This window comes from Pseudomonas gebzensis, from assembly GCF_034427815.1.
Taxonomy (GTDB): Bacteria; Pseudomonadota; Gammaproteobacteria; order Pseudomonadales; family Pseudomonadaceae; genus Aquipseudomonas.
In genome coordinates this window covers 91,669-117,768 of record NZ_JAXQNS010000002.1, presented here as the reverse complement: position 1 = coordinate 117,768, position 26,100 = coordinate 91,669, and the positions used below count along the sequence as shown (strand labels likewise).

The window sequence follows — 26,100 nt, the reverse complement described above, 5'->3', positions numbered from 1 at the left end:
CGCCTCCGGGCGGCTTTTTCACATCTGAACGGGCCAGCGCGACCCGATATGTTGGTGAAGGTAATCCATGAACAGCCTGACCTTGAGCGTCAGCGCAAAACGATCAGGCACGCACAGATACACAGTCATCGGCTCGGTCTGGGCGTAGGCCTGCCCCGGCTGGTGTGCCTCGAACAACGGCACCAGGCGCCCAGCGTCCAGATGTGGCCGGGCGATGAAGTCGGCCAGTCGCGCAATGCCGCCATCGTGCACAGCCATGTGCGCCAGCGCATCGATGTCATCGCTGATCAGCACGCGGTCGAACTGCGCCTCGAAACGCACCCCATCACGCACGAACCCCCAACGCAGGAAGCGGCCATCGACTGGATAGCGAAACGCCAGGCAGCGATGGTCGCGCAAAGCCTCGGGCGTCGCGGGGTGCCCCGCCGCCGCCAGATAACCGGGCGATGCGCAGCAGGTGAACGGAATCCGCGCCAGAGGCCGTGCCAGTAAATGCACGTCCAGTTGCGCATCGATGCGCACGCTAAGGTCGACCGCCTCGCGGTCGTGGTTCACCTTGCGATCAGTCGTTATCAACTCTATCGAAAGCTGCGGATAACGCTCGCTGAATGCCGGGATCAGCGGTGCTATCACATGCCGGCCAAACGCCGAGGTGGAGGCAATGCACAGTCGCCCTTGCGGCTCGCTGTCAGCCGTAGTGATGGCGTGCCCGGCCAGGTGCAGCTCTCGCTCGACGTGCCGTACCCGCTCATAGTACAGGGCGCCTGCGGGTGTGAGTGTCATGCTGCGGGTGGTGCGCGCTAGCAGACGCGTTTGCAGATGCCGTTCAAGGCGCGCCAGGGTCTGGCTAACGGCTGCCGGGCTGACGCCAAGGCTGCGCGCCCCGCCGGCGATGCTGCCCGCCTCGACCACTTTGATGAAGCTGCGAATCGCATTGAGCAGATCCATGCCGGCCTTCCCGGTAATTCGTAAGTTTTCCTTTATAAAGAACTCACCAGCACGGGTCTACTGCCGCCCACGGCTTCAGGCTAACCTGCGCTCACTTGAATTCTGGAGGCCAGACATGAACGATCGAGCGCAACGCCCCACCAAGCTGCATGCCAACGCCACGCCTTACGTATTCGCGTTCTACATGTCATCGATCATGGCGCTGCTGATGTGTTTCGTCATCACCGCTGCCAACGCTGGGGTCAACGAGGCTTATCTGGGCAATGTGCTGAAGGCGTACCAACTGGCCATGCCGGTCGCCTTTCTGTGCGTACTGGTGGTGCGGCCCGTGGTGGTGCGTCTGGTGGCGCTGACCGTGCATCCACACTGAGGCCAGGGCCGCAGGCGTTCAGGGCTTGGAGGCGATGGCCTGGTCGATGGCCGCCCTGAACTGCGGATCATCGGGTTTGGTCAGGCTGGAAAACTGGCCGACCACCTTGCCTTGGCGGTCCACCACGTATTTGTAGAAGTTCCACTTCGGCGCGGCGCTCTGCCGAGCCAGTTCGGCAAACAGCGGCGTGGCATCGGTGCCACGCACCGGCTGCTCTTTGCTCATGGTGAAGGTGACGCCGTAGTTGGCGTAGCAGACCTTGGCGGTCTGGGCGCTGTCGGCGTCTTCCTGCTTGAAGTCGTTGGACGGCACACCGAGCATTTCCAGACCCTTGCCGTGGTATTGCTGATACACCGCCTCGAGCCCTTCGAACTGCGGTGCGAACCCGCAGTAACTGGCCGTATTGATGATCACCAGCGGCTTGCCGGCATAGCGCTCGCAGAGGTCGATCTGGCCCTTGCCACGCAGCTCCGGCAGGCTGCCCTGGAGCAGCGCCGGGCAGTCCGCGCCCCAGGCAGAGGTGGCTGCCGTCCAGGCCAGTACCGGTATCGCCAACCATCGTGCCTGCTTCATGTGCCAATCCTCTTCGGTGATGAACGTTGCAGGGTAGCGGCTAACACTGCCCCATGCCCAACTGCATCAGTGCAAGGCCGCCGCGCTGCCAGCCCCACCATGCCAGCAGCAACACCAACAGCGCGCCCGCCAAACACCCAAGGCCTATGAACGCAGGTTTCATGCCGGCACCTGCAAGCGCGCCACTGGCTGCTCGCGCACAGGCCAGTTCAGCGCTGCGGCGAGCACACTGAGCAGGATCGACAGCTGCCAGACCAGGTCGTAGCTGCCGGTGCGGTCATACACCATCCCGCCCAGCCAGCCGCCGAGAAATGCGCCCAATTGATGGAAAAGAAACACGATGCCGCCCAGCATCGACAGGTTGCGCACGCCGAACAGCGTTGCCACCGTGCCATTGGTGAGCGGTACGGTAGACAGCCACAGCAGCCCCATGGCGATGCCAAACAGGTACGCGCTGATTTCAGTCACCGGCGCCCAGAGAAACAGCCCGATGACCACCGCGCGCAACAGGTACAGCGCCGTCAGCAGCCGCGGTTTGGCCATCCGCCCGCCCAGCCAGCCGGCGCTGTAGGTGCCGACGATATTGAACAACCCGACCAGCGCCAGCACCGTGGTGCCGATGGTAGCCGGCAGGTGCTGATCGACCAGGTAGGCCGGCAGGTGCACGCCAATGAACACCACTTGGAAGCCGCAGACGAAAAAGCCCAGCGCCAACAGCCAGAACCCGGAATGCGAACAGGCTTCGCGCAGCGCCTGGGCCAGCGTCTGCTCGTCCCCCGTACTCGGCAAAGGCCGATCCCGCAGCATGCCCACCAGCGGCACGATCAACGCCACCAACAGGCCCAAGACCAGCAGTGCAGCCGACCAGCCCAGCCACTGGATCATGCCCAAGGTGCCCGGCAGCATCACGAACTGGCCGAACGAGCCCGCCGCGCTGGCAATGCCCATGGCCATGCTGCGCTGCTCGGGCGCCACCGCGCGGCCGACCACCCCCAGGATCACCGAAAACGAAGTGCCCGACAGGCCGATGCCGATCAGCAGCCCGGCGCTCAGCGACAGCGACCAAGGCGAGTCGGCCATGCCCATCAGCACCAGGCCGACGCTGTACAGCACCCCGCCGATCACCACCACCCGTGCGGCGCCAAAACGGTCGGCCAGGGCGCCGGCGAACGGCTGGGCCAAACCCCAGATCAGGTTCTGCAAGGCGATGGCCAGCGCGAACACGCCGCGCCCCCAGCCAAAATCCGCGCTCATGGGCGCCAGAAACAGCCCGAAGCCGTGCCGCACGCCGAGCGACAAGGCGAGGATCAGTGCAGCACCGAGCAGCACCCAGCCGCTGTTGCGCCAGAGGGATGTCATTGTTGTTTTCTCCAGACCGTGCAAGACGCCGCACTGTCTCACAGGCTAGAAACACTCGACAGTGCAAGCCAGAGAAATGTGCCTAAATATTACTTACGCAGTCGCCGCGCAATGGGCTCGAACGCTTCGGTCGACAAACGCGGCAAAGGATCAGGCTCGTCTTTGTCGATGGCCTGCCAGTAGCGCCACGGCACCTTGTCCGTACCCAGCTCATAGTCCATGCCGTCCCAGCTGTCTTCACGAAAGCTGTAGAAGGCCCAGTGCAACTGCTTGCGGTCCAGCACGCTGAGAACGTCTTCCAGGTACTGAGCACACCCCGGCAGACGCCGCATACAGCCGAACTCCCCGACCACCAGGCGGTTGCGCGGCACCCCCGTCGCGGCGATCCAGTCGAACGGCTGCTTGAGGTACTGCGCCACGCGAGCCCCATCCCAACGTTGCTGTGCACCCGCGAACGGCACCTTGCCCGGATAGGCATAAGGTGTTGCCCGCAGCAGATTGGGCGCGCTGGTCGCCGCATACGGCTCGTACATATGGACGCTGTACAGCACTCGGGGGTCCGGCAGTGGCTGCGGCCAGTAGCTCAGCGCGTCAGCCGCAGCGTACCAGCCGGCGTCGAGCATCACGGGGGTGGTAGGGTCGACTTCACGAATCGCCGCCACCACCTGCCGGTAGAACGCCGGCAGGTCGCGGGTGCCGCCCTGCTCCCTGGCGTACCACGTGCGCATCGTTTCGAGGTCAGCATGTTCGGCAAGGCCGCCCTGCTTTTCCGGGGCCGGCTCGTTGATCAGGTTATAGGCCGCCACGGCCGGATGGTCGCGCAACGCCAGGGCCAGGTCGCGCCAGAAGTCGGCGCTCTGCTGCCAGTAGCGACGGTCTTGCCAGAGACGGTCATCGAACACACCGCCGTTGTTCTGCGACCAGCGCATGCCGGGCAGTGACAGCGGCGCGATGACCACTTTCAGTCCGGCCTGATGAGCGCGGTCCAGCACCTCGATCAACTGTGCCAGATCGGCGTTGACCAAGCCCGGGTACTGGTCGGCATCGCCCAGGAGGAAATCCCGCTGTGCGGGCGCCCATTTGTCGTACGACAAACGCACCCAACTGGCCCCGTAATCCGCCAAGGCCTGGAAATAGACACCGTCTGGCGGCAAGCGATTGAAGCTGTTGCCGCCGTGGCGTGGGCTGTCCCAGAAGTCGATGAGGTCAGCGGCCAATGCCGGGCAGGCCGCCAGAGAGAAGACGCAGGCGAGTAACCATCGGAACATGACAAGCGCTCGTACGTGGAGGGGCTTGCAGCTTACTCAGCTGCAATGGCCGATGTTTCCACGGGACGCCTACGGGCTACGTCAGACTGTTCCGCAATGACTGTCAGTTTTTGTTGAGCATCAGTGCAACAACGCGAGGCTCAACAGCACCACCAGTTCCAGCAACTCCAGCAGCGCGCCTGCAGTGTCGCCCGTGGTGCCGCCCAGACGCCGGCACATCGCCCGGCGCAGCAAGCAGTACGTGCCCAACGCCAGCAGCAGCACCCAAAGCGCCGTCCAACCGCCCAGCAGCACGGCGAGCGCGGTGCAACCGAGCATTATCCATCGTGCTTGGTCACGCGGCAGGTGCTCGGCCAGTGCGGCGCCCAAGCCGCCCTTGCGCACATAGGGCGTGTCGCGCAGCAGCCCAAGCAACGCCATCCGACCGACCACGGGCGCCAGCACCAGCCAGGCCCCTGCCCCCTGCTCGATCAGCGCCCACAGCGCGCAGAACTTCAGCAGCAGCACCAGCATCAGAGCCACCACGGCGATGGGGCCGCTGCGCGGGTCTTTCATGATTTCCAGGGTGCGCTCACGGTCGCCGAAACCGCCCAGCCAGGCGTCGGCGCTGTCGGCCAGGCCGTCAAGGTGCAAGGCGCCGCTCAACCCCACCCAAAGGGTGAGCAGCAGCGCGGCCTGCAACGCCGGCATCACCCCCTGCAGCAGCGCACTGGCGCCCCACAGCAGCAGCCCGAACAGCAGCCCCACGGCCGGGTACCACAGCACCGAGCGGCCCATCTGCGCGGGCGTCGGCATGCCCGGCAGGCGCACCGGCAGGCTGCTGAGAAATTGCAAAGCGATCCAGGCAGGCAGCATGTCACTGTGCTCCAGCGGTGTGGTGATGGACATCGTTCAGTCACAGCACCTTAATAGGCTCCAGCGCGGTGTCGATCCCAGGCGGACAGGTCAAGCCACCGCTCGTCCATGCACGGCAATGGCAGGCTGCCCATACGCAGCCAGGACCCACCACAGCACCTCAATGCACACCCACGGCGTGTTGATCGAGCGCGCCCAGGTCCAGGCGTAGCAGCGCGCCGTTGGCCACCTCCACCTGCAACAGCTGTTGGCGCGGCAGCCCGCGGGCCTGGGCCAGCAGCAGGCGCATCACGCCGCCGTGGGTCACCAGCAACACACGTTGGCCGGCGTGCTGCTGGCGAGCCGTACGCAGCGTCTGCTGCACACGCTCGGCAAAGGCTGCGACCGGCTCCCCGCCCGGTGGGGTGTAGGCATAAGGGTCGGACCAGAACTGCCCCAGCGCCTCAGGCGCGGTTTGCATGATCTGCGCCGCGCTGCGGCCTTCCCACTCACCGAAATGCAACTCGCGCCATCCGGCCGACACCTCAACCGGCAGCCCCAGGCGCTCGCCCAACGCGTCGGCAAAGCGTGCGCAACGTTGCAACGGCGAGCAGAGCAACACGTCCCAAGGCCCGCCCTGGGCCACCGCAGCATTCATCTGCGCCCAGCCAAGGTCGGTCAAGGCATCGTCCAGGCTACCGCGCAGGCCGCCGCCCAGCTCGGTTTCACCGTGGCGTAGGAGGTCGAGGATCATACCGGGCGATCCGCCACGGCGGCTTCGGCAAAGGTCGCCATCTGCCCATGCAGCGCGCAGGCCAGACGCAACAGCGGCACCGCCAGCGCGGCGCCACTGCCCTCGCCCAGGCGCAGCCCCAGTTGCAGCAGCGGTTCGGCCTGCAACGCCGCGAGCACGCGCGCATGGCCTGGCTCGGCGCCGCTGTGGGCGTACAGCAGCCACGGCTGGCAACCCGGATTCAGGCGCGTGGCCAGCAAGGCCGCGACGCTGCAGATGAATCCGTCGACCAGCACCGCGATGCCGACTTGGGCACAGGCCAGATAGGCGCCGGCCAGTGCCGCGATCTCGAAGCCGCCCACGCAGGTCAAGGCCTGCAATGGCGCGTCCGGGGCCCGCTCAGGCAACCTCCCCGCGCGGCGTGGGTGGTCTGCCGCCAGCCCCTGCTGCGCCGAGGCGCGCAACGGGTCGTCCGGCGCCAGCCCATGCAGCGCCAAGGCCTGCTCGATCACCGCCGCCTTGTGCTTGACCCCGGCCGCGTCCAGCCCGGTGCCCGGGCCCGTCAGCCTGCTCGGCGCACAGCCCAGCAACACGCTGGCCAGCGCCGCTGCAGCCGTGGTGTTACCGATGCCCATTTCGCCGCCGATGAACACGTGGGCGCCGTCCGCCTGGGCACGCCATACGGTGTCGCGCCCTGCGTGCAAGGCGGCGGCCACCTGCGCCTCGGTCATCGCCGGGCCACGCAGGAAGTTGTCAGTGCCGGCGCCCAGACGCAGATGGCGCACACCGGGCAGGTTCAGCTCTGGATCGACGGTGCCCAGGTCGACCACCTCCAACGTCGCCTTCAACTGCCGCGCCAATACGCTGATCGCCGCGCCACCGCCCACGAAATTGCCCAGCATCTGCCCGGTCACCGCTTGCGGATAAGCCGAGACACCTTCCGCCACCACGCCGTGATCCCCGGCAAAAATGCCAATCGCCACGCGTTCCAGGCTCGGTCGCTCACAGCCCTGCAAGCCAGCCAGGCGCACCGCGAGCGCCTCCAGTTGGCCGAGCGAGCCGGTGGGCTTGGTCAGTTGCCGCTGCCGCGCCTCGGCCAGGGCAACGGCCGCAGCGTCTACGGCACGGCAAGGCTCACGCCACCAGAGTGGGGTCATACAACAGGTCCTTTCAGCGTCAGGGGCAGGCCGGGCAGACGCACAGCGACCGCCGCCTGCGAGTCAGTGGGTTCGATCAGTGGCTGCAGGCGCGCCGAGGCGGTGGCGAGCACCGCAGCGTCTACGCAACGACAGGCTTCACGCCACGCGGGTCGAGTCATACGGGAGGTCCTTTCAACATCAGGGGAAGGCCGGCCACGCTGAGCACCACCTGCTGGCAGCGCGCGGCCACCGCCTGGTGCAGCGTGCCGGCCAGGTCGACGTAACGGCGGGTCAGTTCGCCCAACGGGACGACCCCCAGGCCGGTCTCGTTACTGACCAGAATCACCCGGCCCGGCAGGCCTTCGAGACAGTCCAGCAACGCCTCGCACGCGGCGTCCACACGGGCAGTGTCTTCGAGCATCAGCAGGTTGGTCAGCCACAGGGTCAGGCAGTCCACCAGCAGGCAACGGTCTTCGCGCGCCGTGGCGCGCAGCACCTGCGCCAAGGCCAAGGGCTCTTCGACCAGCGCCCACTCGGCGGGCCGTCGCGCACGGTGCAGACGCACCCGCTCATGCATCTCGCCATCGAGCGGCGCGCTGGTGGCGATGTAGGTCACTGCCAGGCCGCTGTCGGCCGCGAGGCGCTCAGCGAGGCGGCTCTTGCCCGAACGGGCGCCGCCCAGAATGAAGCTGTGCATGGTTCAGGCGACTCCACACAGGTGACGTAACACATCAGTGTCCAGATGCGCCTCGACCAGATCGGCCAGACGCTCGATGTCGCGCTCGCGCAGGGCGTGGTAATCCACCTCCTGCACCGCCTCCAGCCCCGCCCAGCGCAGCAGCGCGGCGCACGACTCGCGGCCTTCGAAAAGGCCGTGCAGGTAGGTGGCAAAAATCTGTCCATCCGCGCTCAGCGCACCGTCAGCGCGCCCGTCTGCCAGTTGCACCGCCGCGCGGGCCAGCCCAGGCCCGCTGCTGACCCCCGCGTGAATCTCATACCCCGTCACCGGCACCTGCGCCAGGCCCAACACGCCCTGCACGTTGCGCAGCTGCTTTTCGTGCTCCAGCACCGTGCTGTAGTCGAGCAAGCCCAGCCCAGCGCTGCTGCCCGCCGGCCCTTCGAGGCCGTGCGGGTCGTGCAGCGCCTGGCCGAGCATCTGCAACCCGCCGCAGATGCCGATGAGCTTGCCGCCATAGCGCAGGTGTCGGGCGATGGCCGCGTCCCAGCCCGCGGCACGCAGTTGCGCCAGGTCGCCGCGCACGCTTTTCGAGCCGGGCAGGATGATCAGGTCAGCGGCTGGAATCGCCTGGCCGGGGCCGATGAACTGCAGGTCGACCTGCGGGTGCAGGCGCAGCGGGTCGAAATCGGTGTGGTTGCTGATGCGCGGCAGCACCGGAACGATCACTTTCAACACCTGCGCGGCTTTGGCGGTCTGCCGGCGGTCGATGCCGTCTTCGGCTTCCAGGTGCAGGTCGTTGACGAAGGGCAACACGCCCAGTACCGGCTTGCCGGTACGCGCTTCAAGCCAATCCAGGCCCGGTTGCAACAAGGCGATGTCGCCACGAAAGCGATTGATGACGAAGCCCTTTACCCGCGCCTGCTCGCTCGGCGAGAGCAGCTCCAGGGTGCCGACCAGATGGGCGAAGACGCCGCCGCGGTTGATGTCGGCGACCAGGATCACTGGGCAGTCGACCGCTTCGGCAAAGCCCATGTTGGCGATGTCACCGGCGCGCAGGTTGATCTCGGCCGGCGAGCCGGCGCCTTCGACCATCACCACCGGGTACTGCGCCTGCAAGCGCTGATGCGAGGCCAGCACCGCCTGCAGGGCAATGGCCTTGTACTCGTGATACGCCACGGCGTTCATGCTGGCCACGGCGCGGCCATGGATGATCACCTGGGCGCCGGTGTCGCTGTTGGGCTTGAGCAGCACCGGGTTCATGTCGGTATGCGGGGTCAGGCGGCAAGCCTGCGCTTGTACCGCCTGGGCGCGACCGATCTCGCCACCCTCGGCGGTGACGGCGCTGTTGAGCGCCATGTTCTGCGGCTTGAACGGGACCACCGGCGTGCCGTGGCGTAACAGCCAGCGGCACAGCGCGGTGACCAGCGTGCTTTTGCCGGCATCGGAGGTGGTGCCCTGCACCATCAGGGTGGTCATTGGCGGTCCTTGTGATAAGCGGCCAGCGCCTGATCCAGGCGCAGTTCGTCTGCAGCGGTCGGCGGCAGGCCCAAGCGCAGGGCGGCAGGCTCGGTGAACAGGCGCACGAGGATGCCGCGCCGGGCCAGGAAGTCGTGCAACTGCGGCGCCTGGGCTGTTCGAAGGTACTGGAACAGGTCGCAGCCACCGGTGGGCGCCAAGGCGGCCCGGGTCAACAGCTCGGCCAGGCGCCGGCTGGCGGCGGCGCAGCGGATGCGCTGCAGGTCGTGAGTGGCGGCGGCGGTAAGGCACGCTTGCCCCAGTACGCGTGTGGGGCCGGCGAGGGTCCAGGGCCCCAGGTGCTCGGCCAGCCGCTGCAACAGGCTGATGTCGGCGAGCACAAAGCCCAGCCGCACCCCGGCCAAACCGAAGAACTTGCCGAACGAGCGCAGCACGATCAGCCCCGGGCGCTCACTGAACGCCGCCAGGCTTTCACCGGGGTCGTTGTCGATGAATGCCTCGTCCACCACCAGCCAGCCGCCGCGTGCGGCCAGGCGGGCATGCCAGTCGAGCAAGCGCGCACGGGTAATCAGGCGCCCGGTGGGGTTGTTCGGGTTGACCAGGACCAGCGCGTCGAGCTGATCGAGGGCGCTGTCGACCTCGTGGTCCGCCAGTTCGATCAGGTCGTGCCCTGCCCGCCTCCACGCGTGCGGGTGCTCGGCGTAACACGGGCTGAGCACGCCGACGCGGCTGCGTGTGCGCATCAACGGCAAGGCTTGGATGGCGGCCTGCGAGCCGGCCACGGGCAGCACCTGCGCGGCGCCGTAGTAAAGACGGGCTGCTTGCTCCAGGCCATCTTCGGTCTCCGGCAAGCGTGCCCAGGCCTCATGGGGGATCGGTGGAATCGGGTAGGCCCAGGGGGCAATGCCGCTGGACAGGTCGAGCCAGTGTTCGCGGGCGATAGCATAGTGCTGGCTGGCCCGCAGCAGCCGTCCGCCATGCTCAAGCATTCAGGTACGCCCCTACGCAGATCATCAGCAGCCACAGCCAGACGCCGCGCTGCACCAGGTCCCAGCCGCGCTCGATGGCGCTGGCATCGGCCGCCGGGCCTTCGCCCAGCTGCGGGCGCTCGTGCAGCTCGCCGTGATAGACCGCAGGCCCACCCAGCGCGACGCTCAGTGCGCCAGCGCCAGAGGCCATCACTGGCCCGGCATTGGGGCTGTCCCATCGCGGTGCCTGGCGGCGCCAGCAGGTGAGCGCCAGGCGGGTCTTGCCCAACAGCGCGTAGGTCAGCGCCACCAGCCGCGCCGGCAGGTAATTGAGCACATCGTCGATGCGTGCAGCCGCCCAGCCGAAGCGCTCGAAGCGCGCATTGCGATACCCCCACATGGCGTCGAGGGTATTGCTCAAGCGGTACAACACCACACCCGGGGCACCGGCCACGACGAACCAGAACAGCGTGGCGAAGACCGCGTCGCTGCCGTTTTCCAGCACCGACTCGGTGGCTGCGCGAGCCACGGCGGGCTCATCCAGCTCGGCGGTTTCGCGACTGACCAGATAGCCGACCCGCCGCCGCGCCTCGCCCAGATCGCCTTGGCGCAGCGCATGGGCCACCGGTAGCACGTGCTCGCCCAGGCTGCGCAAGCCCAGCGCGCAGTACAGCGCCAGCACATCGACCAGCCAGCCGATCACCGGCAGCCAGGAGAGGATCAGCGCCAGCAGGGTGAGCGGCAGCACGGCCAGGCACCAGGCGCTCACGCCATGGCTACGCCAGCCTCGGCCACCGGGGTTGAGCCGACGCTCCAGCGCGTTGGCGAAATTGCCGAACCCCACCAGCGGATGACGCCGCGTGGGTTCGCCGAGCAAGGCGTCCAGCGCCACCCCGGCCACGGTCAGCATGGCGACGCTCATGGACGTTCCCCCCACTGGTTCTCGAAGAGCATGTCGGCCAGCGGGCGCTCTTGGGCCCAGTGTTCCTGCACCAGCATGGGGGCGGGGTAGAATTGCGTCACCGGACCCAGGCACAACACGGCGACGGCTTTGGCGCTTGCGGGCAGGCCCAGCAGATCACCCAGTGCCTGGGGCTCGAACAATGACACCCAGCCCATGCCCAACCCCTCCGCGCGAGCGGCCAGCCAAAGGTTCTGGATGGCGCAGGCCAAGGAGGCCAAGTCCATTTCCGGCAGGGTGCGGCGGCCGAAGATGTGCGCCTCGCGCTGGTCCATCAAGGCGGCGACCAGCACTTCGGCACACTCATGTATGCCTTCCACCTTGAGCTGCATGAAGGCATCGGAGCGCTCGCCCAGGGCCTGGGCGGTGCGCAGCCGTTCGGCCTCCACCAGCGCCTGGATGCGGCTGCGCAAGGCGCGCTGGGTGATACGAATGAAACGCCAAGGCTGCATCAAGCCGACGCTGGGCGCCTGGTGTGCGGCGCTGAGCAGGCGGTGCAGCAACTCGGGGGCGATCTCGCCGCCGGCAAAGTGGCGCATGTCACGGCGCTCGCCGATGGCGCGGTAGACCGCAGCCCGCTCGGCGGCGCTGAAAGCGTGTTCGTTCATGGGCGTAATAGCGCGATGGCCGCCTCGGGGTCGGAGGGCAAAGAAACCTGGAGAAGGGCCGCCTTCAGCCGGCCCTGGCGCTGGAGCGCCCCGATGCTGGCGCAGGCGCCGGCGCGCTCGAGGCCACTGAAACCTTGCTCGCTCATGGTCGCAACAGCGCGGCGGCCGCCTCGGGGTCGGAAGGAAAATAGAAGTGCACGTAAGACGCGGTCATCCGCCCTCGGCGATAGACCGCTTCGTTGCCGCGCCCGCCATTGGGGCTCAGGCCGCGGGCAATGGGCGTCTGCTCGGTGGTGGTCAGGGAATGATGATACGTGTGCCCGCGCAGGGTGCCTTCGGGCAGCGTCACCGCTTGCAGGGCCAGGGCGGCCAGGCGCTTCTGCATGGTCGCCTCGCCCGGCAGCAGGCCCAGCAGTTCGGCGCGCTCGCCGGCGACGTCGGTCAGTGCATCGAGCAGATAGAGCATCCCGCCGCATTCTGCCAGCAGCGGTTTGCCTGCCGCATGGTGGGCGCGGATGGCGGCCAGCATTGGCACGTTGGCCGCCAGGGCGTGATGGTGCAGTTCGGGGTAGCCGCCCGGCAGGTACAGGCTGTCGACCGGCGGCAGCGCCTGGTCATGCAGCGGTGAGAAGAAGTGCAGCGTGGCGCCCTGGGCGCGCAACAGGTCGAGGTTGGCGCCGTAGGCGAAGGCGAAGGCTTCGTCACGGGCAATACCAATGCTCACGCCAGTCAGTGCGGGGGCGATGGCGACCGGCTGCGGCGCCTGGAACGTCACCGCGGGCGGCAGCGCAGCGTCGCAGCTGTCGCCCAGCGCTTGGGCGGCGGCGTCCAGGCGCAGGTCGAGGTCATTCAGCTCGCTGGCCTGCACCAGACCCAGGTGGCGGCTGGGCAGCTCGATGCCGCGCTCGCGCGACAGGCCGCCGTACCAGCGCAGCCCTTGCGTCAGGCTGCCTTCGAGCAGCTGTGCATGACGCAGGCTGCCCACCCGGTTGGCCAGCACGCCGGCGAACGGCAGGTCGGGTTGGTAGTGCGCCAGGCCCAGGGCCAGGGCGCCGAAGGTCTGGGCCATGGCCGTGCCGTCGATCACCGCCAGCACCGGTACGCCGAAATGCCGGGCCAGGTCGGCGCTGGAAGGCGTGCCGTCGAACAGGCCCATCACGCCCTCGATGAGGATCAGGTCGGCCTCGGCGGCCGCTTGCCAGAGCAGGCGGCGGCTTTCGGCTTCGCCGATCATCCACATGTCGAGCTGATACACCGGCGCGCCACTGGCGCGTTCGAGAATCATCGGGTCGAGAAAGTCGGGGCCGCATTTGAATACCCGCACCGTGCGGCCGAGGTTGCGGTGCAGCCGCGCCAAGGCGGCAGTGACGGTGGTCTTGCCTTGCCCAGAAGCCGGCGCCGCGATCAGTACCGCCGGGCAGTGACGCGGTTCGCTCACAGCTCAACGCCCTTTTGTGCGCGAATTCCGGCCTGGAAGGCATGTTTGAGCACACCCATCTCGGTCACGGTGTCGGCCAGCTCGTTCAACTCGGGCTTGGCGCCGCGACCGGTGACGATCACGTGCTGCATGGGCGGGCGGGCCTGGATGTCGCTGAGCACCTGGTCCAGATCCAGATAGCCGTGCTTGAGGGCGATGTTCAGTTCATCGAGCACCACGAACTGCACGGTCGGGTCTTGCAGCAACTGCCTGGAGACAGCCCACGCGGCTTCGGCGGCGGCGATGTCGCGTTGACGATCCTGGGTTTCCCAGGTGAAGCCCTCGCCCATCACGTGGTAGCTGACCTGCTCGGGGAAGCGTCGGAAAAACAGCTCTTCGCCGGTGCTGTTGCGGCCCTTGATGAACTGCACTACGCCGCAGCGCATGCCGTGGCCCATGGCCCGGGCGAGCATGCCAAAGGCCGAACTGCTTTTGCCTTTGCCATTGCCGGTCAGTACCAGCAACAGGCCGCACTCGTTAGGGGAGTTGGCGATGCGATCATCCATCACCGCTTTCTTGCGCTGCATGCGCGCCAGGTGGCGCTCGTCGCGCTCGGGGGATTCGCTCATGGGGGTCTCCGCGGGCCGTGGCGCTTCAAGCGAGCGCCGACAGGTCGATAAGGCAGGCAGGCACAGGGGCGCGCAGCAGCCATGGCCGAGGCCACGGAGCACCGCGCATCACCCTCCGTGATGCCGTTAGGCAGTGACAGGCCGGTCTCCGGGCTCGTGAGCGGGGCCTTGGCCCAGCGGCCTTGTGCGCGTTGTGCTTGCGCGAGGCCTGACTCACCTACCGTTGCGGGGGCAGCGCCGGATTCGTGCGTGCAACGCACCCACCGGCTTCCCAGTTTCACCCCGTTGGCAGCATGTCCATGGGGCACCTGAAACAAACGGCGAAGGTTAGAGGGTTGCACTCGGAGCGTCAATGAAGTGGGTGGTGAGCGCAGTGATTCTAGGCGGCGCCAGGCGCCAGAGGAGGTTGACAGAGCAGCCCGTGCTGCCTGTGCCAGGTCGGCTGTTCGCGAGCGAGCTCGCGCCTATAGATTGCTGCGGCTCAAGCCTGAACTGCGGCTCGAGTCCAATTTGTAGGCGCGAGCTCGCTTGCGATGGACCTCAACATTGACGCGAACACCTGACACAGCGCGGTGCCTGGGCGTTTTTCGCGAGCGAGCTCGCGCCTACAGGTTGCTGCGGCTCGAGTCCAGCCTGGACTACTGCTCGAGCCTACGGAGTAGGAGCGCCGACTGCCGCGATGGCCCGCGCAGCCGGCCTGATCCCGGCGCCGGGCACTGGCAGGGCACCCATCGCAACTGAACTACACCCTCCCCGGCGGCCTCTGATTTTGAAGCGGTGTCCCATTTGCGGAGGGTTCGTGCATGTTCCAGATGCGTATCGGTTTGCTTCTTGCCTTGACTACCAGCCTGGTCGCCTGCGGCGAATCTGCCCGGCTGCAGGTGTCTGACGGTATGGGCCCGGCACCCAAACTACCAGCACCGAACAAGACCTTGATCCCCACCGTCAACATTGCCCCCGCCATCGGCTGGCCCAACGGCGGTAAGCCGGTGGCGGCCAAGGGTACGCAGGTCCAGGCCTTCGCCACAGACCTCGACCACCCGCGCTGGCTGTACGTGCTGCCCAACGGCGACGTGCTGGTGGCCGAAACCAATGCGCCGCCCAAGCCCGATGACAGCGCCGGCCTGCTCGGCTGGATCACCGAGAAGGTGATGCAACGCGCGGGCGCCGGCGTTCCGAGCGCCAACCGCATCACGCTGTTGCGCGACGCTGACCATGATGGTGTGGCAGAAATCCGCACGCCGTTCATCGAGGGGCTGAACTCGCCGTTCGGCATGACCCTGGTGGGCAACAACTTCTACGTGGCCGACACCGATCGACTGTTGCGCTTCCACTACGCAGAAGGCGCCATGCAGATTCGTGATCCAGGAACGAAAGTTGTCGACCTGCCCGGCGGCTCGCTCAATCACCACTGGACCAAGAACGTCATTGCCAGCCCGGACGGCACCAAGCTGTACGTCACCGTCGGCTCCAACAGCAACGTCGGCGAAAACGGTCTGGACAAGGAAGCAGGCCGCGCCGCGATCTGGGAGGTCGACCCTGCCAGCGGCAAGCAGCGTCTGTTCGCCTCAGGCCTGCGCAACCCCAACGGCCTGGCCTGGGAGCCGCACAGCGGTGCGCTGTGGACGGCCGTCAACGAGCGCGACGAGATCGGCAGCGACCTGGTACCCGACTACATCACCTCGGTCAAGGATGGCGGTTTCTATGGTTGGCCCTACAGCTACTACGGCCAGCACCTCGACACACGCGTCAACCCACAAGACCCTGCCAAAGTCGCCAGCGCGTTAGCGCCGGACTACGCCGTGGGCCCGCACACCGCCTCGCTGGGCCTGACCTTCATCCAGCCGGGTGCCCTGCCCGCGCCGTTCAGCCAAGGGGCACTGATCGGCCAGCACGGCTCGTGGAACCGCAAACCGCTCAGCGGTTACAAGGTGCTGTTCGTCCCCTTCGATGACGCAGGCAAACCGACGGGCCAGCCGATGGACCTGCTCGGCGGGTTCGTCAATGAGGAGGGCAAGGCGATGGGCCGACCCGTGGGCGTGGTGAATGATCCGCGCGGCGGTGTGCTGGTGGCTGATGATGTGGGGAATGTGATCTGGCGGGTCACTGCCAGCGCTAAATAAAGGTGTGAAACGCAGCACGGGTGGGTCGGTTCGCTCAACCGATCCACCCGTGCTGACTGCTGGCAGCCAATGCCGTTACGGATTCTGCGCCAGATGCCCCGCGGGAATGATGCGCTTGGCCTGCAGATACGCCTTCGACCAGTAGCTGTTGGACAGATAGTCCAGGCGCACCGTACCGCCGGTGCGCGGCGCATGCACGAAGCGCCCTTCCCCGACATAGATCCCCGCATGGCTCACCTGCGAACCGCCGTTGGTCGCGAAGAACACGATGTCGCCTGACTGCAGCGCATTGATGTTCACGCTCGGCGCGCGCATCACGATCATTTCCCGCGTTGAGCGCGGCAGGCTGATGCCGGCGGCGTCGTTGTACACGTACTTGATCAGGCCACTGCAATCGAAGCCCGAATCCGGCGTGTTACCACCCCAGCGATACGGCGTGCCGACCAGACCAATGGCCCGGAACAGCACGTCAGACGCGACCGGCGAGAAACTCGGCTGCGCATTGAAGGTAATTTTGGGCTTGATCACCGGGGCTGGAGCGGGGGCCGGCGCCTGAGTGGAACAGGCAGCCAGCACTGCAGCGGACATCAGCAAAGCAAGGCGCACCATTGTCTTCATGGTCGGAACGTCCTGTCGGGAACGGGTCGGCCACAGCCGAAAAGAGTTGAGAAGTTAGATTAGACGTATTCTGTAAATGCGCACGGCGGTTAGCTTTTCAGCTAACCGCCGTGTGTACCGACCACAACGCTACGCGATTAGTTGCGTGCGATATGGGTCGGTGCCATGGCCAAGGCGCGTTTGGCTTGCATGAAGGTCTTGCTCCAGTAGCGATCGCCCAGGCTGTCGATGCGCACACCACCGCTGCGGCGGCTGCTGGAGTGGATGAACTGGTTGTCACCCAGGTAGATGCCGGCGTGGCTGACACGGCCGCGACCGTTGGTGCTGAAGAACAGCAAGTCGCCAGGCTTGAGCTTGTTGCGCGCCACTTTGGGCGCATCGACGTTGATCATTTCGCGGGTAGAGCGCGGCAGCGACATGCCGGCTTCTTCACGGAACAAGTAGCCAATGAAGCCACTGCAGTCAAAGCCCGATTGCTCGGAGGTGCCACCAAAGCGGTAGCGGGTGCCGATCAGTTCTTTGCCGCGCTCAAGGATGCTGTCTGCCAAGACCGGCATCTGATAAGGCTGGCCGCTGCTGGAGAACGTAGGTTGTTCGTCTTCGAAGTCAGCAAGATCCTGCTCGGTGAAGACGGAAGAGGCCGATGGCTTGGCCTTGAATTGAGCCTGGGTGGCGACGTGCGGGGTGACCTGTGGCTGTGAAGTAGGCGCTTGTTGAGAGGCGCAGCCAAAAAGAAGGGTCACGAGTGCAAGAGGCACGAGGGGTGCGAAGCGATTTAGCATGGGCACGACCGTGGCTTGGGTGGTTTTGGAAGGGGGAAACTATGCCGTCTATCGGAGTGATATGCAAATTTTATCGAAATAAATGTGACTTTTTGTTTTGACCGAGATCAAAGGCAACGAATCGATACTTTGCGCACCAATTACCAGCCCAGCGTTTCTTTGAGAAACGGGATTGTGAGCTTGCGCTGCGCCTGCAACGACGCCTGGTCAAGCCGCTCCAGCAGGTCGAACAACGCGCTCATGCTGCGCGTACCGCGGGTGAGGATGAAATGCCCGACCTCATCGGTCATCTGCAGGCCACGACGCGAGGCGCGCAGTTGCAGGGCGCGCAGTTTGTCTTCGTCGGACAGGCCGCGCATCTGGAAGATCAGCGCCAGGGTCAGGCGCGATTTGAGGTCCGGCAGGCGGATCGGCAGCTCACGGGGGGAGCTGGAGGCAGCCAGCAGCAGGCGGCGGCCGCTGTCGCGCAAGCGGTTGAACAGATGGAACATGGCCTCTTCCCAATCGGCCTTGCCGGCGATGACGTGCAGGTCGTCGATGCACACCAGCTCGAACTGCTCCAGGTGGTCGAGCAACTCGATACCGCGATCGAGCAATTGCGCCAGGGGAAGGTAGACCGCCGGCTCACCCAACTGCTGAAAGCGATGGGTAGCGGCCTGCAACAGGTGCGAGCGCCCGACGCCTTGCTTGCCCCACAGATAGATAAGGCTTTCGGTCCAGCCGGCATCGGCCTCGCAAAGCCGCTCGACATAGCCCAGCGCGGCAGCATTGGCGCCTGGGTAGTAGTTGATGAAGGTGGCGTCGTCGCGCAGACGCACACCTAAGGGCAACTGGATCGGTTTCATGCTGGCGGGCGGTCACGAGGACCCAGGGGGCCTTAGGTGAAAAGACGGCAAAGTCTATACCTGCTGTGCAGGGCGCACAATCACGGTGTCGGGGAGCGGTAGGAAAATCAAGGGCTTGGGTGATGCGACCAGGTTTCAGGCGGTCGTAGGCCGCAGGTGTGCGGTTTATGCAGGCCTGGGCCATGCTGTTTATAGAGAAGCGATGGGCCGCAGCGCGCCCCAATGACTGCCACTGCATGCTGTCGGTCATTCGGCAGCGTCTGCACCCGGGCGACTGCGGTGCCCATCGCGACTGCGCGGAGCGCCGGACCGGCCGCCCAGATTGGACTCGAACCGCAGCAGCCTGTAGGCGCGAGCTTGCTGGCGAAAAAGGTCCAGGTATCGCGCTGTGTCAGGCGTTCGCGTCATAGTTGACGTCCATCGCGAGCAAGCTCGCTCCAGTGGGCTCAAGCCGCAGTCCAGATTGGATTGCCGGCAGCAGCGAAAAATGCCCAGGCACCGCGCTCTGGCAGGAGTCCGCGTCAACGTTGGCGTCCATCGCGAGCGAGCTCGCTACACAGTGGGCTCGAGCCGCAGCAACCTGTAGAGCGGCTACTGCCGCGATGGCCGGCGCAGCCGGTGCAAACCTGCCACCGCTTCGCGCCAGGCCTGAACCGGACCGTGCGGTGCCGTTCCGAGTGCTGTGCCGATCAGCCCGTCTACCAGCGGAACTGCAGCCCCTCGAATGCCGGCTCCGGCGCCGCTGTCGGCTCATTATCAGCCCCGCTCGCCGTGATCGCAGGGGCCGTCGCTACTGGCGCTGCTCCCGCCGGCACGGGCTCAGCGGCGCTCTGGATTTCCTGAAGCGTGCCCAGTGCCAGCTGCGCCCGCAGTTGCTCGCGGTTGCCGCTCACCGCGTAGGTCAGGGTATCGCCCGTGACCTGTTGCAGCCTCGGCGCATAGGCCTCCAGTACACGACCCAGCTCAGCGTAGCGCGCCAGGTTCATGTCCTGTACGCGCACCTGCACGCTGCCGCTGCTGCCCGGGCGCACCACATAGCGCGGGGCCAGACGCGTGCCGATCGCCAGCATCACGGCATCGGCCAACGCCGCGGGGTCGGCGCCTTCGGCCGTGCCCTGGTCACGCTGATCACCCAGCCACAACTGCCACCTGGCCTGCCATTGGCCCTCAGCCTGCTGCGCGTGAACCGCCAACAGGGCATTGGCGCCATAGCGCTCCGAGGCTTCGCGCAATGCAGCAGGGTTGTTGCCCTCCAACTGCTTGGCGTCGGCCAGCAATTGCTCTTGCAGATCGGCCAGCGGCAAGCGCAGCGGCAGACCGCGATGCTGCGCCGCGCGGCGCAAGGCCTTGGCGTTGGGTTGGCCATCGCCGACCCAGTGGCTGCCATCGACAGTCTCGAACAGCCACCAGCCAAGGATGGACGGCCGGTTGCTGCCCCACAGCGCCAGCCCGGCCTTGCGCAAGGCGCGCTCGGTGCTGCCGGGATCGAATTCCACCAAGAGGGTTTCCGGCGTGCCGCCCTCGAAGCCGAACTGGCTGATGATCGGCTGCGGGTCTTGGCGCAGGCTGGCCAGGGCCGGGCTCTGCGCGGCCTTGGCATCGCCGGTCAAGCGCTGGACGAGGGTGTCGAAGGCATGGCCGGTGGCCTCGGCGCGGGCCTGTTCGCCCTGGCCCGGCACCGGCTCGCGCACCTGGTACAGGCCGGCCACGGTATCAGCCTGGGCGAGGCTGGCGAGCAGGGCCAGGCTGGCCCCCATCAGGCAGGTGATCAAGCGCATGCGGCGTTCCTGTTTCGGTCGATGGAAGGTGCGGCGGCGAAGCCTGGCGGATCGAATCAGTGCTGGCAACCCTGGGGAAATCCTGCCGTGCCCTCCAGCGCCTTTTCCCACGGTATACAAAGCATTGCACCTACGCATGGCGCTGGCAGATTTTTAGCTATTTACCACCCTGCCCGTCGGCCTGAGGATGGCCGCTGCGAGGCAACCCTGATAAAATCGCGCGCCTTCGCAGACCGCTGACGTCTCCGGCAGCTGGCCACTCATCGCCGGCCTTGCCTGTCAGGGTCGTTTTCCTGAATCCCTCCCCGTTAAAGGCCTGGATCAATGAGCAAGCAACCCTCCCTGAGCTACAAGGACGCCGGTGTAGACATCGACGCCGGCGAAGCACTGGTCGAACGCATCAAGGGCGTGGCCAAGCGCACCGCACGCCCTGAAGTCATGGGTGGCCTGGGCGGCTTTGGCGCCCTTTGCGAGATCCCGGCCGGCTACAAGCAGCCTGTGCTGGTCTCCGGCACCGACGGCGTCGGCACCAAGCTGCGCCTGGCGCTGAACCTGAACAAGCACGACAGCATCGGCCAGGACCTGGTCGCCATGTGCGTGAACGACCTGGTCGTGTGCGGCGCCGAGCCGCTGTTCTTCCTCGACTACTACGCCACCGGCAAGCTCAACGTCGACGTGGCCGCCACCGTGGTCACCGGCATCGGCGCCGGCTGCGAACTGGCGGGCTGCTCGCTGGTGGGCGGTGAAACCGCTGAAATGCCCGGCATGTACGAAGGCGAAGACTACGACCTGGCCGGCTTCTGCGTGGGCGTGGTGGAAAAGGCCGAGATCATCGACGGTTCCAAGGTCGCCACCGGTGACGCGCTGATCGCCCTGCCGTCGTCCGGCCCGCACTCCAACGGCTACTCGCTGATCCGCAAGATCCTCGAAGTCTCCGGCACCGACATCGACGCTACCGAGCTCGACGGCACCCCGCTGGCCGACCTGCTGATGGCGCCGACGCGCATCTACGTCAAGCCGCTGCTGCAACTGATCAAGCAGACCGGCGCCGTCAAGGCCATGGCCCACATCACCGGTGGCGGTCTGCTGGACAACATCCCGCGCGTATTGCCAAAGAACGCCCAGGCCGTGGTCGACGTGGCCAGCTGGCAGCGCCCGATCGTGTTCGATTTCCTTCAGGAAAAAGGCAACGTCGACGAGCACGAAATGCACCGCGTACTGAACTGCGGCGTCGGCATGGTCATCTGCGTGGCCCAGGATCAGGTCGAGGTCGCCCTCGCCTCGCTGCGTGATGCCGGCGAACAGCCGTGGGTCATCGGCCGCATCGAGCAGGCCGCTGAAGGCGCTGCGCAAGTGCTGTTGCAGAACGTCAAGGCACACTGATGCCCAACGCTTTGTGCAATGTGCTGGTGTTGCTGTCCGGTTCGGGCAGCAACCTGCAAGCCCTGATCGACAGCAGCCACACCGAAGGCAGCCAGGTGCGGGTCTGCGGCGTGATCGCCAACCGCGCCGATGCCTATGGCCTGCAACGCGCCGAGGCGGCCGGCATCGCCACCGCCCTGCTCGACCATACAGGTTTCGACGGGCGCGAAGCCTTCGATACCGCGCTGATGGCGCTGATCGATGGCTTCCGGCCCGACCTGGTGATTCTCGCCGGTTTCATGCGCATCCTCAGTGGCGACTTCGTGCGCCACTACCAGGGTCGCCTGCTCAATATCCATCCTTCCTTGCTGCCGCTGTACAAAGGCCTGCACACCCATCAGCGGGCTCTGGATGCGGGCGACACCGAGCACGGCTGCAGCGTGCACTTCGTCACCGAGGAACTCGATGGCGGGCCTTTGGTCGTACAGGCAGTGATTCCCGTTGAACCTGGCGACACCGCGCAGAGCCTGGCCCAGCGCGTACACCACCAGGAACACCAGATCTATCCGCTGGCCGTGCGCTGGTTCGCCGAGGGGCGCTTGCGTCTTGGCGACCAGGGTGCCTTACTCGATGGCTTACCGCTGCCGGCCAGCGGTCATTTGATCCGACTTTAGGAGAACGTATGCGTCGTGCCCTGCTCTTGGCTCTCGCCGTGCTTGCCCTGCCGCTGCAGGCAGCTGAACTGAAGCCTTTCTCGGCCAGCTACACCGCCGACTGGAAGCAATTGCCCATGAGTGGCACCGCCGAGCGTAGCCTGGTGAAGAACGCCAATGGCACCTGGGACCTCAACTTCAAGGCGTCGATGATGATCGCCAGCCTGACCGAGCAAAGCACCGTGCGCATGGAAGGCGATACCCTGCAGCCGCAGACCTATCACTTCGAGCGCGGCGGCCTGGGCAAGGCCAAGAAGGTCGACCTGAACTTCGACTGGGCTTCGAAGAAGGTCACCGGTAGCGACCGCGGCGATGCAGTCAGCCTGCCGCTCAACCGTGGCGTGCTCGACAAGTCGTCGTACCAACTGGCCCTGCAGCATGACCTCGCCGCAGGCAAGAAAAGCATGAGCTACCAGGTCGTCGACGGTGACGAGATCGACACCTATGACTTCCGCGTGCTGGGCACCGAAAAAGTCGCCACCAAGACCGGCAACGTCGATGCCATCAAGGTCGAGCGCGTACGTGACCCAAGCCAGAGCAAACGCATCACCGAGCTGTGGTTCGCCAAGAGCTGGGACTACCTGCTGGTGCAACTGCGCCAGGTGGAAACCGATGGCAAGGAGTACGTGATCGTGCTGCAGGACGGCACGGTGGACGGCAAGTCGGTCAAAGGCAGCTAAGGCGCCCAGCGTCAAAGCGCAGCCAATCAGCCCCGCTTCGTGCGGGGCTTTTTTGTCTGAACAACAGGCTTTTTACGCTATCCGCCACCGTGATTACGCGCAAATGTCTCAACCCCCATCGCTGCAATCTGTCCGTCGATCAACGCCTCGAATGGCTTGAGCAACGCATCGAATCGATCATTCCCCTCCAGCGCGTTCAACCCCTGGGCCACCGCCTCGATGGTCGATAATGCGTCGCTGGCCGGCGCCTTGCGCACGCGATAGCGTGACACGCCGCCGCCTCGCAGCGTGACCTTCGGCAGGGCGTCCAGTAACGGGTTGAGGTACAGCAACTTACGCGCCTTGCGCCAGGTGGCGTCAGGCACTACCAGCAATAACGGCGTGTCGCTGTCGTCCGCCGCCAGGGTGTGGAGGGGCAAGGCGCCGTCGCCTGGGAACAACAGCACCGGCCGATACCCGGGCGCCGCCAGCCACTGCGGCAATTGCGTAAACACTTCGCCCACCGACAACTGCGCGTTGACCAACCCGAGTGCCGCCAACCGCGCCGTGTTCAAGGCGTGCGAGCTCTCACTCGGATGCTGCAACAGCAACACACGGTGGCGGCTCTCGAGCCGTGGAATCAGCGCACAAAGGCAGTGGGTGAGCGGGCGCAGGCAGCGCTCGCAGCGGGGTCGGGACATGGGCTTCTCCTGAAGCGCGGCAGTGTGCCACAACTCACAGGAAAGCCTGCCCTACGTGTGGGCAGAAAAAAGCCGACGCCTGCAGATCAGGGTCGGCTTTACGATCAACGACGCCGTGGCCGGCGGTCGCGGTCTTTGTCAGCGGGAATCGGTACCGGTTGCAGCGGCGGTGGAATCAGGCCCAGTGCAACAGCGAGGTCGTGGAGCCAGTTATGCATACGGTCGTTCATGGTTGCCCCCTTGACGGGAAAGCCTTGCGGCAAATCGATACTGCGATGCTTCGTACAGATCATAGTCCGTAGTCTTGCACGACGCATGCTACTAATCCTACAGATGGAGTTAAGTTTGCCTTGGTTCAAGGCCTGCCGGCCAGTTCCGACGGTCGGCCAACTGTTTCCCCTTGTTGCCATCATCGGACCGCAGCTGCGCATTCACCGCAGCCAGCGCCGCAACTGACGTCGCACCCAGGGCTCCGCACTGACCAGCACCACCCCGCCCAGCACCATCACCGCGCCCAGTACGAAGTTGAGACTCAGCGGCTCGCCCAGCAACACCACGCCAAAGCTCACACCGAACAGCGGCGTGATGAACGAAAACACCGCGAGGTTCGATGCCAGGTATTTGCGCAACAGCCAGAACCACGTCAGGTAGCTGACGAACGATACGACCACCCCTTGGAACAGCACACTGCCGAGGGCCAGCGGCGTCCAAGTGACATCCGTGACCTGGCCACTGAACAGGGCGACCAGCAGCAGCCCCAGGGCACCCACCAGCAATTGATAAAGCAAAGTCAGGGATGCCGGCGCCTCCGATAACCGCGAGCCGCGCACCACCACCGTCGTCGCGCCCCAGGCCAGCCCCGCCAGCACCCCGAACGCATCACCCAGCAGCACCCGGCCGTCCATCCCCTCCAGCGAATGGCCACCGGTGAACGCGAAGGCAATGCCGGCGAATGCCAGCGCAATGCCCAGCCACTGCAACAGGCGCAAACGCTCGGCGGGCAGCATGAAATGCAAGCCAAGGGCTGTGAAGATGGGCGCTGTGTAGAGGAATACCGACATGTGCGCCGCCGAAGTGAGTTTCAGCCCCTCGGCGATGAACATGAACTCCAGGCCGAACAGCGCACCGCCCAACAACCCTGCCCGCCAAGTATCCGCGAACTGCGTCCACTCACGCCGCCAGCACACCAGCACGCCGACCAGCAGCCCGGCGATGCCATTGCGAAAGGCCGCCTGCATCACGGGTGCGATGTCGGGCGCCGCCCACTTGATCATGACCTGCTGACTGCCCCAGACCAGGCACAGCAGCAGCATCAACTGAAAAGCGAAGCGATCGGGTTGTTTGCGTTCTGCGTTCATCAGTGGCCTCGAACGTGGAGCGTGGGCATGGCAATGGCTCATCAAAACATGGAAACGGGGATTATCCGGCGCAGACCGTTCACCCGCCAGGGTTCACACGAAAAGTCTGGAGCACAAGCCGACACCACCAGGATCATTTGGTGGGCAGTCGAACTGGGCTCGGAATTGCACAGGGTGTGCACCGTGAGGCTTCGGTAACCCTGATTGAAGAAGTGAACTGTGCGATCCTTCCACGCTGCTAGTTGCGAAGGCCATCAGTCATTAACGGCAAAGGCTACTTGACCAACGTTCGAATGACAGGGACATCCACGTGAACATCGAAGACCAGGTGCTGATGGATATCAAGCGATTCAGTCCCCAACCCAGAGTGATCGAAGACTGGGCGCCGGTAGCCGACATACTGTCCAATGCTCTTCCTTGGAAGGGGTCGAAGATCGCATGGGGGCAGCTGGACTGGCACAGCACAACGCCCTTAGATCTACGCCAGGCCGACTGCGAGCCGCAATTGAATGCCTTCCTGAAAGAATGCGACGTGTTGAACGCGCTATCCGAATGCGAGGAGATTTTCTATATCAACGACGCGGCGCTGGACATTGCACTGTCGATCAGGCCTGAGGTTTTTCCGGAGTTTTTGGCCTATGTGGTCAACGATGTTCCGCAGCATCATTACTTCTTCGACTCGTCCGGGACATGGTGCTTCGCGGTCACTGCCGAGGGCTACTTGGATTTCGGTGGAATGGGGGACATGCGCTGATAGCCGAGCCAGGTCGATCCAGCCTCCAGCCGCTGCACTACAACCGGACATTCAAGCACCCACCGACGTGCCCCCGCACACCGCTCTCTCAGGCTAAAAGGACACACAGCAATGGATTTGCAAGCCCTGCTCCATCAGGTGCATGACGATCAGACTTTCTTGCACTTTGCGCGTGCACTCATGGCAGACAAAACAGCATGCCCTGCTGGCGGCGCGGATTGGCAGAACCACAGAGTTGAGGCGTTCCTGGAAAGTGCCATTGCCTGGGCCGAAGACAGTGACTTCGGCATCAGCCAAGGGTTGCAGGCGTCCAATCCGTGGCAGCAGTTCGCTGTTTTCCTGTACTGCGGCAAGATCTATGAGTAATCGCGACTGCTGGGCAGCCTCCAGTCGAACACTGTTCATCTACGCTGGCGCAAACCCAATCGAACACCCATGCGATGTA

The 26,100-nt window shown here is 65.4% G+C and carries 29 protein-coding genes and 1 riboswitch; of the genes, 7 read left to right on the top strand and 22 right to left on the bottom strand.

The annotated features are described in order from the left end of the window. Nucleotides 1–18 precede the first annotated feature (18 nt). The gene (locus SJI00_RS04620; RefSeq protein ID WP_322460577.1) at nt 19–948 is read right to left on the bottom strand and encodes a LysR family transcriptional regulator; all 930 of its coding nucleotides are present in this window, start codon (nt 946–948) and stop codon (nt 19–21) included. Nucleotides 949–1,063: 115 nt separating this feature from the next. Here SJI00_RS04620 and SJI00_RS04615 point away from each other — a divergent pair, with 115 nt between their 5' ends. Next, a complete protein-coding gene (locus SJI00_RS04615; RefSeq protein WP_322460576.1) occupies nt 1,064–1,318 on the top strand; it encodes a DUF2798 domain-containing protein in 255 nt (84 codons plus the stop codon). An 18-nt stretch (nt 1,319–1,336) separates the two neighbouring features. On the opposite strand, the gene SJI00_RS04610 is transcribed toward SJI00_RS04615, so the two are convergent. The 14 genes from SJI00_RS04610 to cobO form a co-directional block, all read right to left on the bottom strand. After that, complete coding sequence (locus SJI00_RS04610) at nt 1,337–1,891, bottom strand: glutathione peroxidase (RefSeq protein ID WP_322460575.1); 555 nt, start codon at nt 1,889–1,891, stop codon at nt 1,337–1,339. Nucleotides 1,892–2,050: 159 nt separating this feature from the next. Further along, entirely contained in the window at nt 2,051–3,250 is a 1,200-nt protein-coding gene (locus tag SJI00_RS04605; protein WP_322460574.1) for an MFS transporter, read from the bottom strand. An 89-nt stretch (nt 3,251–3,339) separates the two neighbouring features. After that, the gene (locus SJI00_RS04600; protein WP_416221003.1) at nt 3,340–4,452 is read right to left on the bottom strand and encodes a glycoside hydrolase family 5 protein; all 1,113 of its coding nucleotides are present in this window, start codon (nt 4,450–4,452) and stop codon (nt 3,340–3,342) included. A 186-nt stretch (nt 4,453–4,638) separates the two neighbouring features. Beyond that, a complete protein-coding gene (locus SJI00_RS04595) occupies nt 4,639–5,373 on the bottom strand; it encodes an adenosylcobinamide-GDP ribazoletransferase (protein ID WP_322460978.1) in 735 nt (244 codons plus the stop codon). A 160-nt stretch (nt 5,374–5,533) separates the two neighbouring features. Continuing rightward, on the bottom strand, nt 5,534–6,106 hold the full coding sequence (locus SJI00_RS04590) for a histidine phosphatase family protein (protein WP_322460572.1): 573 nt from the start codon (nt 6,104–6,106) through the stop codon (nt 5,534–5,536). Then, entirely contained in the window at nt 6,103–7,242 is a 1,140-nt protein-coding gene (locus SJI00_RS04585; protein WP_322460571.1) for a nicotinate-nucleotide--dimethylbenzimidazole phosphoribosyltransferase, read from the bottom strand. The genes SJI00_RS04590 and SJI00_RS04585 overlap by 4 nt, the downstream gene beginning before the upstream one ends. After that, entirely contained in the window at nt 7,239–7,403 is a 165-nt protein-coding gene (locus SJI00_RS04580) for a hypothetical protein (RefSeq protein ID WP_322460570.1), read from the bottom strand. The genes SJI00_RS04585 and SJI00_RS04580 overlap by 4 nt, the downstream gene beginning before the upstream one ends. Then, nucleotides 7,400–7,921 (bottom strand): bifunctional adenosylcobinamide kinase/adenosylcobinamide-phosphate guanylyltransferase, encoded by a 522-nt coding sequence (cobU, locus tag SJI00_RS04575; RefSeq protein ID WP_322460569.1) that lies wholly within the window; start codon nt 7,919–7,921, stop codon nt 7,400–7,402. The genes SJI00_RS04580 and cobU overlap by 4 nt, the downstream gene beginning before the upstream one ends. 3 nt (nt 7,922–7,924) lie before the next feature. Further along, entirely contained in the window at nt 7,925–9,379 is a 1,455-nt protein-coding gene (locus SJI00_RS04570) for a cobyric acid synthase (protein WP_322460568.1), read from the bottom strand. Then, nucleotides 9,376–10,368 carry a threonine-phosphate decarboxylase CobD gene (cobD, locus tag SJI00_RS04565; RefSeq protein WP_322460567.1) on the bottom strand — a complete coding sequence of 331 codons (993 nt, stop codon included), beginning with the start codon at nt 10,366–10,368 and terminating at the stop codon, nt 9,376–9,378. Before cobD ends, SJI00_RS04570 begins: the two co-directional genes overlap by 4 nt. Further along, entirely contained in the window at nt 10,361–11,269 is a 909-nt protein-coding gene (gene cbiB / locus SJI00_RS04560) for an adenosylcobinamide-phosphate synthase CbiB (RefSeq protein ID WP_322460566.1), read from the bottom strand. Before cbiB ends, cobD begins: the two co-directional genes overlap by 8 nt. Further along, complete coding sequence (bluB, locus tag SJI00_RS04555) at nt 11,266–11,916, bottom strand: 5,6-dimethylbenzimidazole synthase (RefSeq protein ID WP_322460565.1); 651 nt, start codon at nt 11,914–11,916, stop codon at nt 11,266–11,268. Before bluB ends, cbiB begins: the two co-directional genes overlap by 4 nt. 142 nt (nt 11,917–12,058) lie before the next feature. Further along, on the bottom strand, nt 12,059–13,354 hold the full coding sequence (locus tag SJI00_RS04550) for a cobyrinic acid a,c-diamide synthase CobB (RefSeq protein ID WP_322460564.1): 1,296 nt from the start codon (nt 13,352–13,354) through the stop codon (nt 12,059–12,061). Beyond that, complete coding sequence (gene cobO, locus SJI00_RS04545) at nt 13,351–13,962, bottom strand: cob(I)yrinic acid a,c-diamide adenosyltransferase (protein ID WP_322460563.1); 612 nt, start codon at nt 13,960–13,962, stop codon at nt 13,351–13,353. Before cobO ends, SJI00_RS04550 begins: the two co-directional genes overlap by 4 nt. A 122-nt stretch (nt 13,963–14,084) precedes the next feature. After that, a riboswitch (cobalamin riboswitch) is annotated at nt 14,085–14,289 on the bottom strand. A gap of 485 nt (nt 14,290–14,774) precedes the next feature. Between cobO and SJI00_RS04540 the strand changes: the two genes are divergently transcribed. Further along, entirely contained in the window at nt 14,775–16,085 is a 1,311-nt protein-coding gene (locus tag SJI00_RS04540) for a PQQ-dependent sugar dehydrogenase (protein ID WP_416221002.1), read from the top strand. A 75-nt stretch (nt 16,086–16,160) separates the two neighbouring features. On the opposite strand, the gene SJI00_RS04535 is transcribed toward SJI00_RS04540, so the two are convergent. From SJI00_RS04535 to SJI00_RS04520, 4 genes are all read right to left on the bottom strand, one after another. After that, complete coding sequence (locus SJI00_RS04535) at nt 16,161–16,703, bottom strand: C40 family peptidase (protein ID WP_322460561.1); 543 nt, start codon at nt 16,701–16,703, stop codon at nt 16,161–16,163. A gap of 137 nt (nt 16,704–16,840) precedes the next feature. After that, entirely contained in the window at nt 16,841–17,485 is a 645-nt protein-coding gene (locus SJI00_RS04530) for a C40 family peptidase (RefSeq protein ID WP_322460560.1), read from the bottom strand. A 140-nt stretch (nt 17,486–17,625) separates the two neighbouring features. Further along, entirely contained in the window at nt 17,626–18,330 is a 705-nt protein-coding gene (gene hda / locus SJI00_RS04525; protein ID WP_296269031.1) for a DnaA regulatory inactivator Hda, read from the bottom strand. 698 nt (nt 18,331–19,028) lie between these two features. After that, nucleotides 19,029–20,108: a DUF2066 domain-containing protein gene (locus tag SJI00_RS04520; RefSeq protein WP_322460559.1), complete on the bottom strand. Its 1,080-nt coding sequence runs from the start codon at nt 20,106–20,108 to the stop codon at nt 19,029–19,031. Nucleotides 20,109–20,432: 324 nt separating this feature from the next. Between SJI00_RS04520 and purM the strand changes: the two genes are divergently transcribed. The 3 genes from purM to SJI00_RS04505 are packed head-to-tail and all read left to right on the top strand — an operon-like array spanning nt 20,433 to nt 22,863. Next, on the top strand, nt 20,433–21,491 hold the full coding sequence (purM, locus tag SJI00_RS04515) for a phosphoribosylformylglycinamidine cyclo-ligase (protein WP_322460558.1): 1,059 nt from the start codon (nt 20,433–20,435) through the stop codon (nt 21,489–21,491). Continuing rightward, nucleotides 21,491–22,144 carry a phosphoribosylglycinamide formyltransferase gene (gene purN, locus SJI00_RS04510; protein ID WP_322460557.1) on the top strand — a complete coding sequence of 218 codons (654 nt, stop codon included), beginning with the start codon at nt 21,491–21,493 and terminating at the stop codon, nt 22,142–22,144. Before purM ends, purN begins: the two co-directional genes overlap by 1 nt. 8 nt (nt 22,145–22,152) lie before the next feature. After that, the gene (locus SJI00_RS04505) at nt 22,153–22,863 is read left to right on the top strand and encodes a DUF3108 domain-containing protein (RefSeq protein ID WP_322460556.1); all 711 of its coding nucleotides are present in this window, start codon (nt 22,153–22,155) and stop codon (nt 22,861–22,863) included. Between the two features lie 77 nt (nt 22,864–22,940). On the opposite strand, the gene SJI00_RS04500 is transcribed toward SJI00_RS04505, so the two are convergent. The 3 genes from SJI00_RS04500 to SJI00_RS04490 form a co-directional block, all read right to left on the bottom strand. Next, on the bottom strand, nt 22,941–23,543 hold the full coding sequence (locus tag SJI00_RS04500; protein WP_322460555.1) for a tRNA-uridine aminocarboxypropyltransferase: 603 nt from the start codon (nt 23,541–23,543) through the stop codon (nt 22,941–22,943). Between the two features lie 104 nt (nt 23,544–23,647). Continuing rightward, nucleotides 23,648–23,773: a PA1414 family protein gene (locus SJI00_RS04495; protein ID WP_322460554.1), complete on the bottom strand. Its 126-nt coding sequence runs from the start codon at nt 23,771–23,773 to the stop codon at nt 23,648–23,650. A gap of 201 nt (nt 23,774–23,974) precedes the next feature. Then, a complete protein-coding gene (locus tag SJI00_RS04490; RefSeq protein WP_322460553.1) occupies nt 23,975–24,901 on the bottom strand; it encodes a DMT family transporter in 927 nt (308 codons plus the stop codon). A 310-nt stretch (nt 24,902–25,211) separates the two neighbouring features. Between SJI00_RS04490 and SJI00_RS04485 the strand changes: the two genes are divergently transcribed. Together SJI00_RS04485 and SJI00_RS04480 are read left to right on the top strand one after the other, a co-directional pair. Then, a complete protein-coding gene (locus SJI00_RS04485; RefSeq protein ID WP_322460552.1) occupies nt 25,212–25,655 on the top strand; it encodes a hypothetical protein in 444 nt (147 codons plus the stop codon). 111 nt (nt 25,656–25,766) lie between these two features. Further along, on the top strand, nt 25,767–26,021 hold the full coding sequence (locus SJI00_RS04480; protein ID WP_322460551.1) for a DUF7660 family protein: 255 nt from the start codon (nt 25,767–25,769) through the stop codon (nt 26,019–26,021). Nucleotides 26,022–26,100 lie beyond the last annotated feature (79 nt).

Bases quoted from the DNA above. Each gene is read 5' to 3' on its own strand.
- SJI00_RS04620 (WP_322460577.1), bottom strand. From the start codon at position 948: ATGGATCTGCTCAATGCGATTCGCAGCTTCATCAAAGTGGTCGAGGCG.
- SJI00_RS04615 (WP_322460576.1), top strand. From the start codon at position 1,064: ATGAACGATCGAGCGCAACGCCCCACCAAGCTGCATGCCAACGCCACG.
- SJI00_RS04610 (WP_322460575.1), bottom strand. From the start codon at position 1,891: ATGAAGCAGGCACGATGGTTGGCGATACCGGTACTGGCCTGGACGGCA.
- SJI00_RS04605 (WP_322460574.1), bottom strand. From the start codon at position 3,250: ATGACATCCCTCTGGCGCAACAGCGGCTGGGTGCTGCTCGGTGCTGCA.
- SJI00_RS04595 (WP_322460978.1), bottom strand. From the start codon at position 5,373: ATGCTGCCTGCCTGGATCGCTTTGCAATTTCTCAGCAGCCTGCCGGTG.
- SJI00_RS04590 (WP_322460572.1), bottom strand. From the start codon at position 6,106: ATGATCCTCGACCTCCTACGCCACGGTGAAACCGAGCTGGGCGGCGGC.
- SJI00_RS04585 (WP_322460571.1), bottom strand. From the start codon at position 7,242: ATGACCCCACTCTGGTGGCGTGAGCCTTGCCGTGCCGTAGACGCTGCG.
- SJI00_RS04580 (WP_322460570.1), bottom strand. From the start codon at position 7,403: ATGACTCGACCCGCGTGGCGTGAAGCCTGTCGTTGCGTAGACGCTGCG.
- cobU (WP_322460569.1), bottom strand. From the start codon at position 7,921: ATGCACAGCTTCATTCTGGGCGGCGCCCGTTCGGGCAAGAGCCGCCTC.
- SJI00_RS04570 (WP_322460568.1), bottom strand. From the start codon at position 9,379: ATGACCACCCTGATGGTGCAGGGCACCACCTCCGATGCCGGCAAAAGC.
- cobD (WP_322460567.1), bottom strand. From the start codon at position 10,368: ATGCTTGAGCATGGCGGACGGCTGCTGCGGGCCAGCCAGCACTATGCT.
- cbiB (WP_322460566.1), bottom strand. From the start codon at position 11,269: ATGAGCGTCGCCATGCTGACCGTGGCCGGGGTGGCGCTGGACGCCTTG.
- bluB (WP_322460565.1), bottom strand. From the start codon at position 11,916: ATGAACGAACACGCTTTCAGCGCCGCCGAGCGGGCTGCGGTCTACCGC.
- cobO (WP_322460563.1), bottom strand. From the start codon at position 13,962: ATGAGCGAATCCCCCGAGCGCGACGAGCGCCACCTGGCGCGCATGCAG.
- SJI00_RS04540 (WP_416221002.1), top strand. From the start codon at position 14,775: ATGCGTATCGGTTTGCTTCTTGCCTTGACTACCAGCCTGGTCGCCTGC.
- SJI00_RS04535 (WP_322460561.1), bottom strand. From the start codon at position 16,703: ATGAAGACAATGGTGCGCCTTGCTTTGCTGATGTCCGCTGCAGTGCTG.
- SJI00_RS04530 (WP_322460560.1), bottom strand. From the start codon at position 17,485: ATGCTAAATCGCTTCGCACCCCTCGTGCCTCTTGCACTCGTGACCCTT.
- hda (WP_296269031.1), bottom strand. From the start codon at position 18,330: ATGAAACCGATCCAGTTGCCCTTAGGTGTGCGTCTGCGCGACGACGCC.
- SJI00_RS04520 (WP_322460559.1), bottom strand. From the start codon at position 20,108: ATGCGCTTGATCACCTGCCTGATGGGGGCCAGCCTGGCCCTGCTCGCC.
- purM (WP_322460558.1), top strand. From the start codon at position 20,433: ATGAGCAAGCAACCCTCCCTGAGCTACAAGGACGCCGGTGTAGACATC.
- purN (WP_322460557.1), top strand. From the start codon at position 21,491: ATGCCCAACGCTTTGTGCAATGTGCTGGTGTTGCTGTCCGGTTCGGGC.
- SJI00_RS04505 (WP_322460556.1), top strand. From the start codon at position 22,153: ATGCGTCGTGCCCTGCTCTTGGCTCTCGCCGTGCTTGCCCTGCCGCTG.
- SJI00_RS04500 (WP_322460555.1), bottom strand. From the start codon at position 23,543: ATGTCCCGACCCCGCTGCGAGCGCTGCCTGCGCCCGCTCACCCACTGC.
- SJI00_RS04495 (WP_322460554.1), bottom strand. From the start codon at position 23,773: ATGAACGACCGTATGCATAACTGGCTCCACGACCTCGCTGTTGCACTG.
- SJI00_RS04490 (WP_322460553.1), bottom strand. From the start codon at position 24,901: ATGAACGCAGAACGCAAACAACCCGATCGCTTCGCTTTTCAGTTGATG.
- SJI00_RS04480 (WP_322460551.1), top strand. From the start codon at position 25,767: ATGGATTTGCAAGCCCTGCTCCATCAGGTGCATGACGATCAGACTTTC.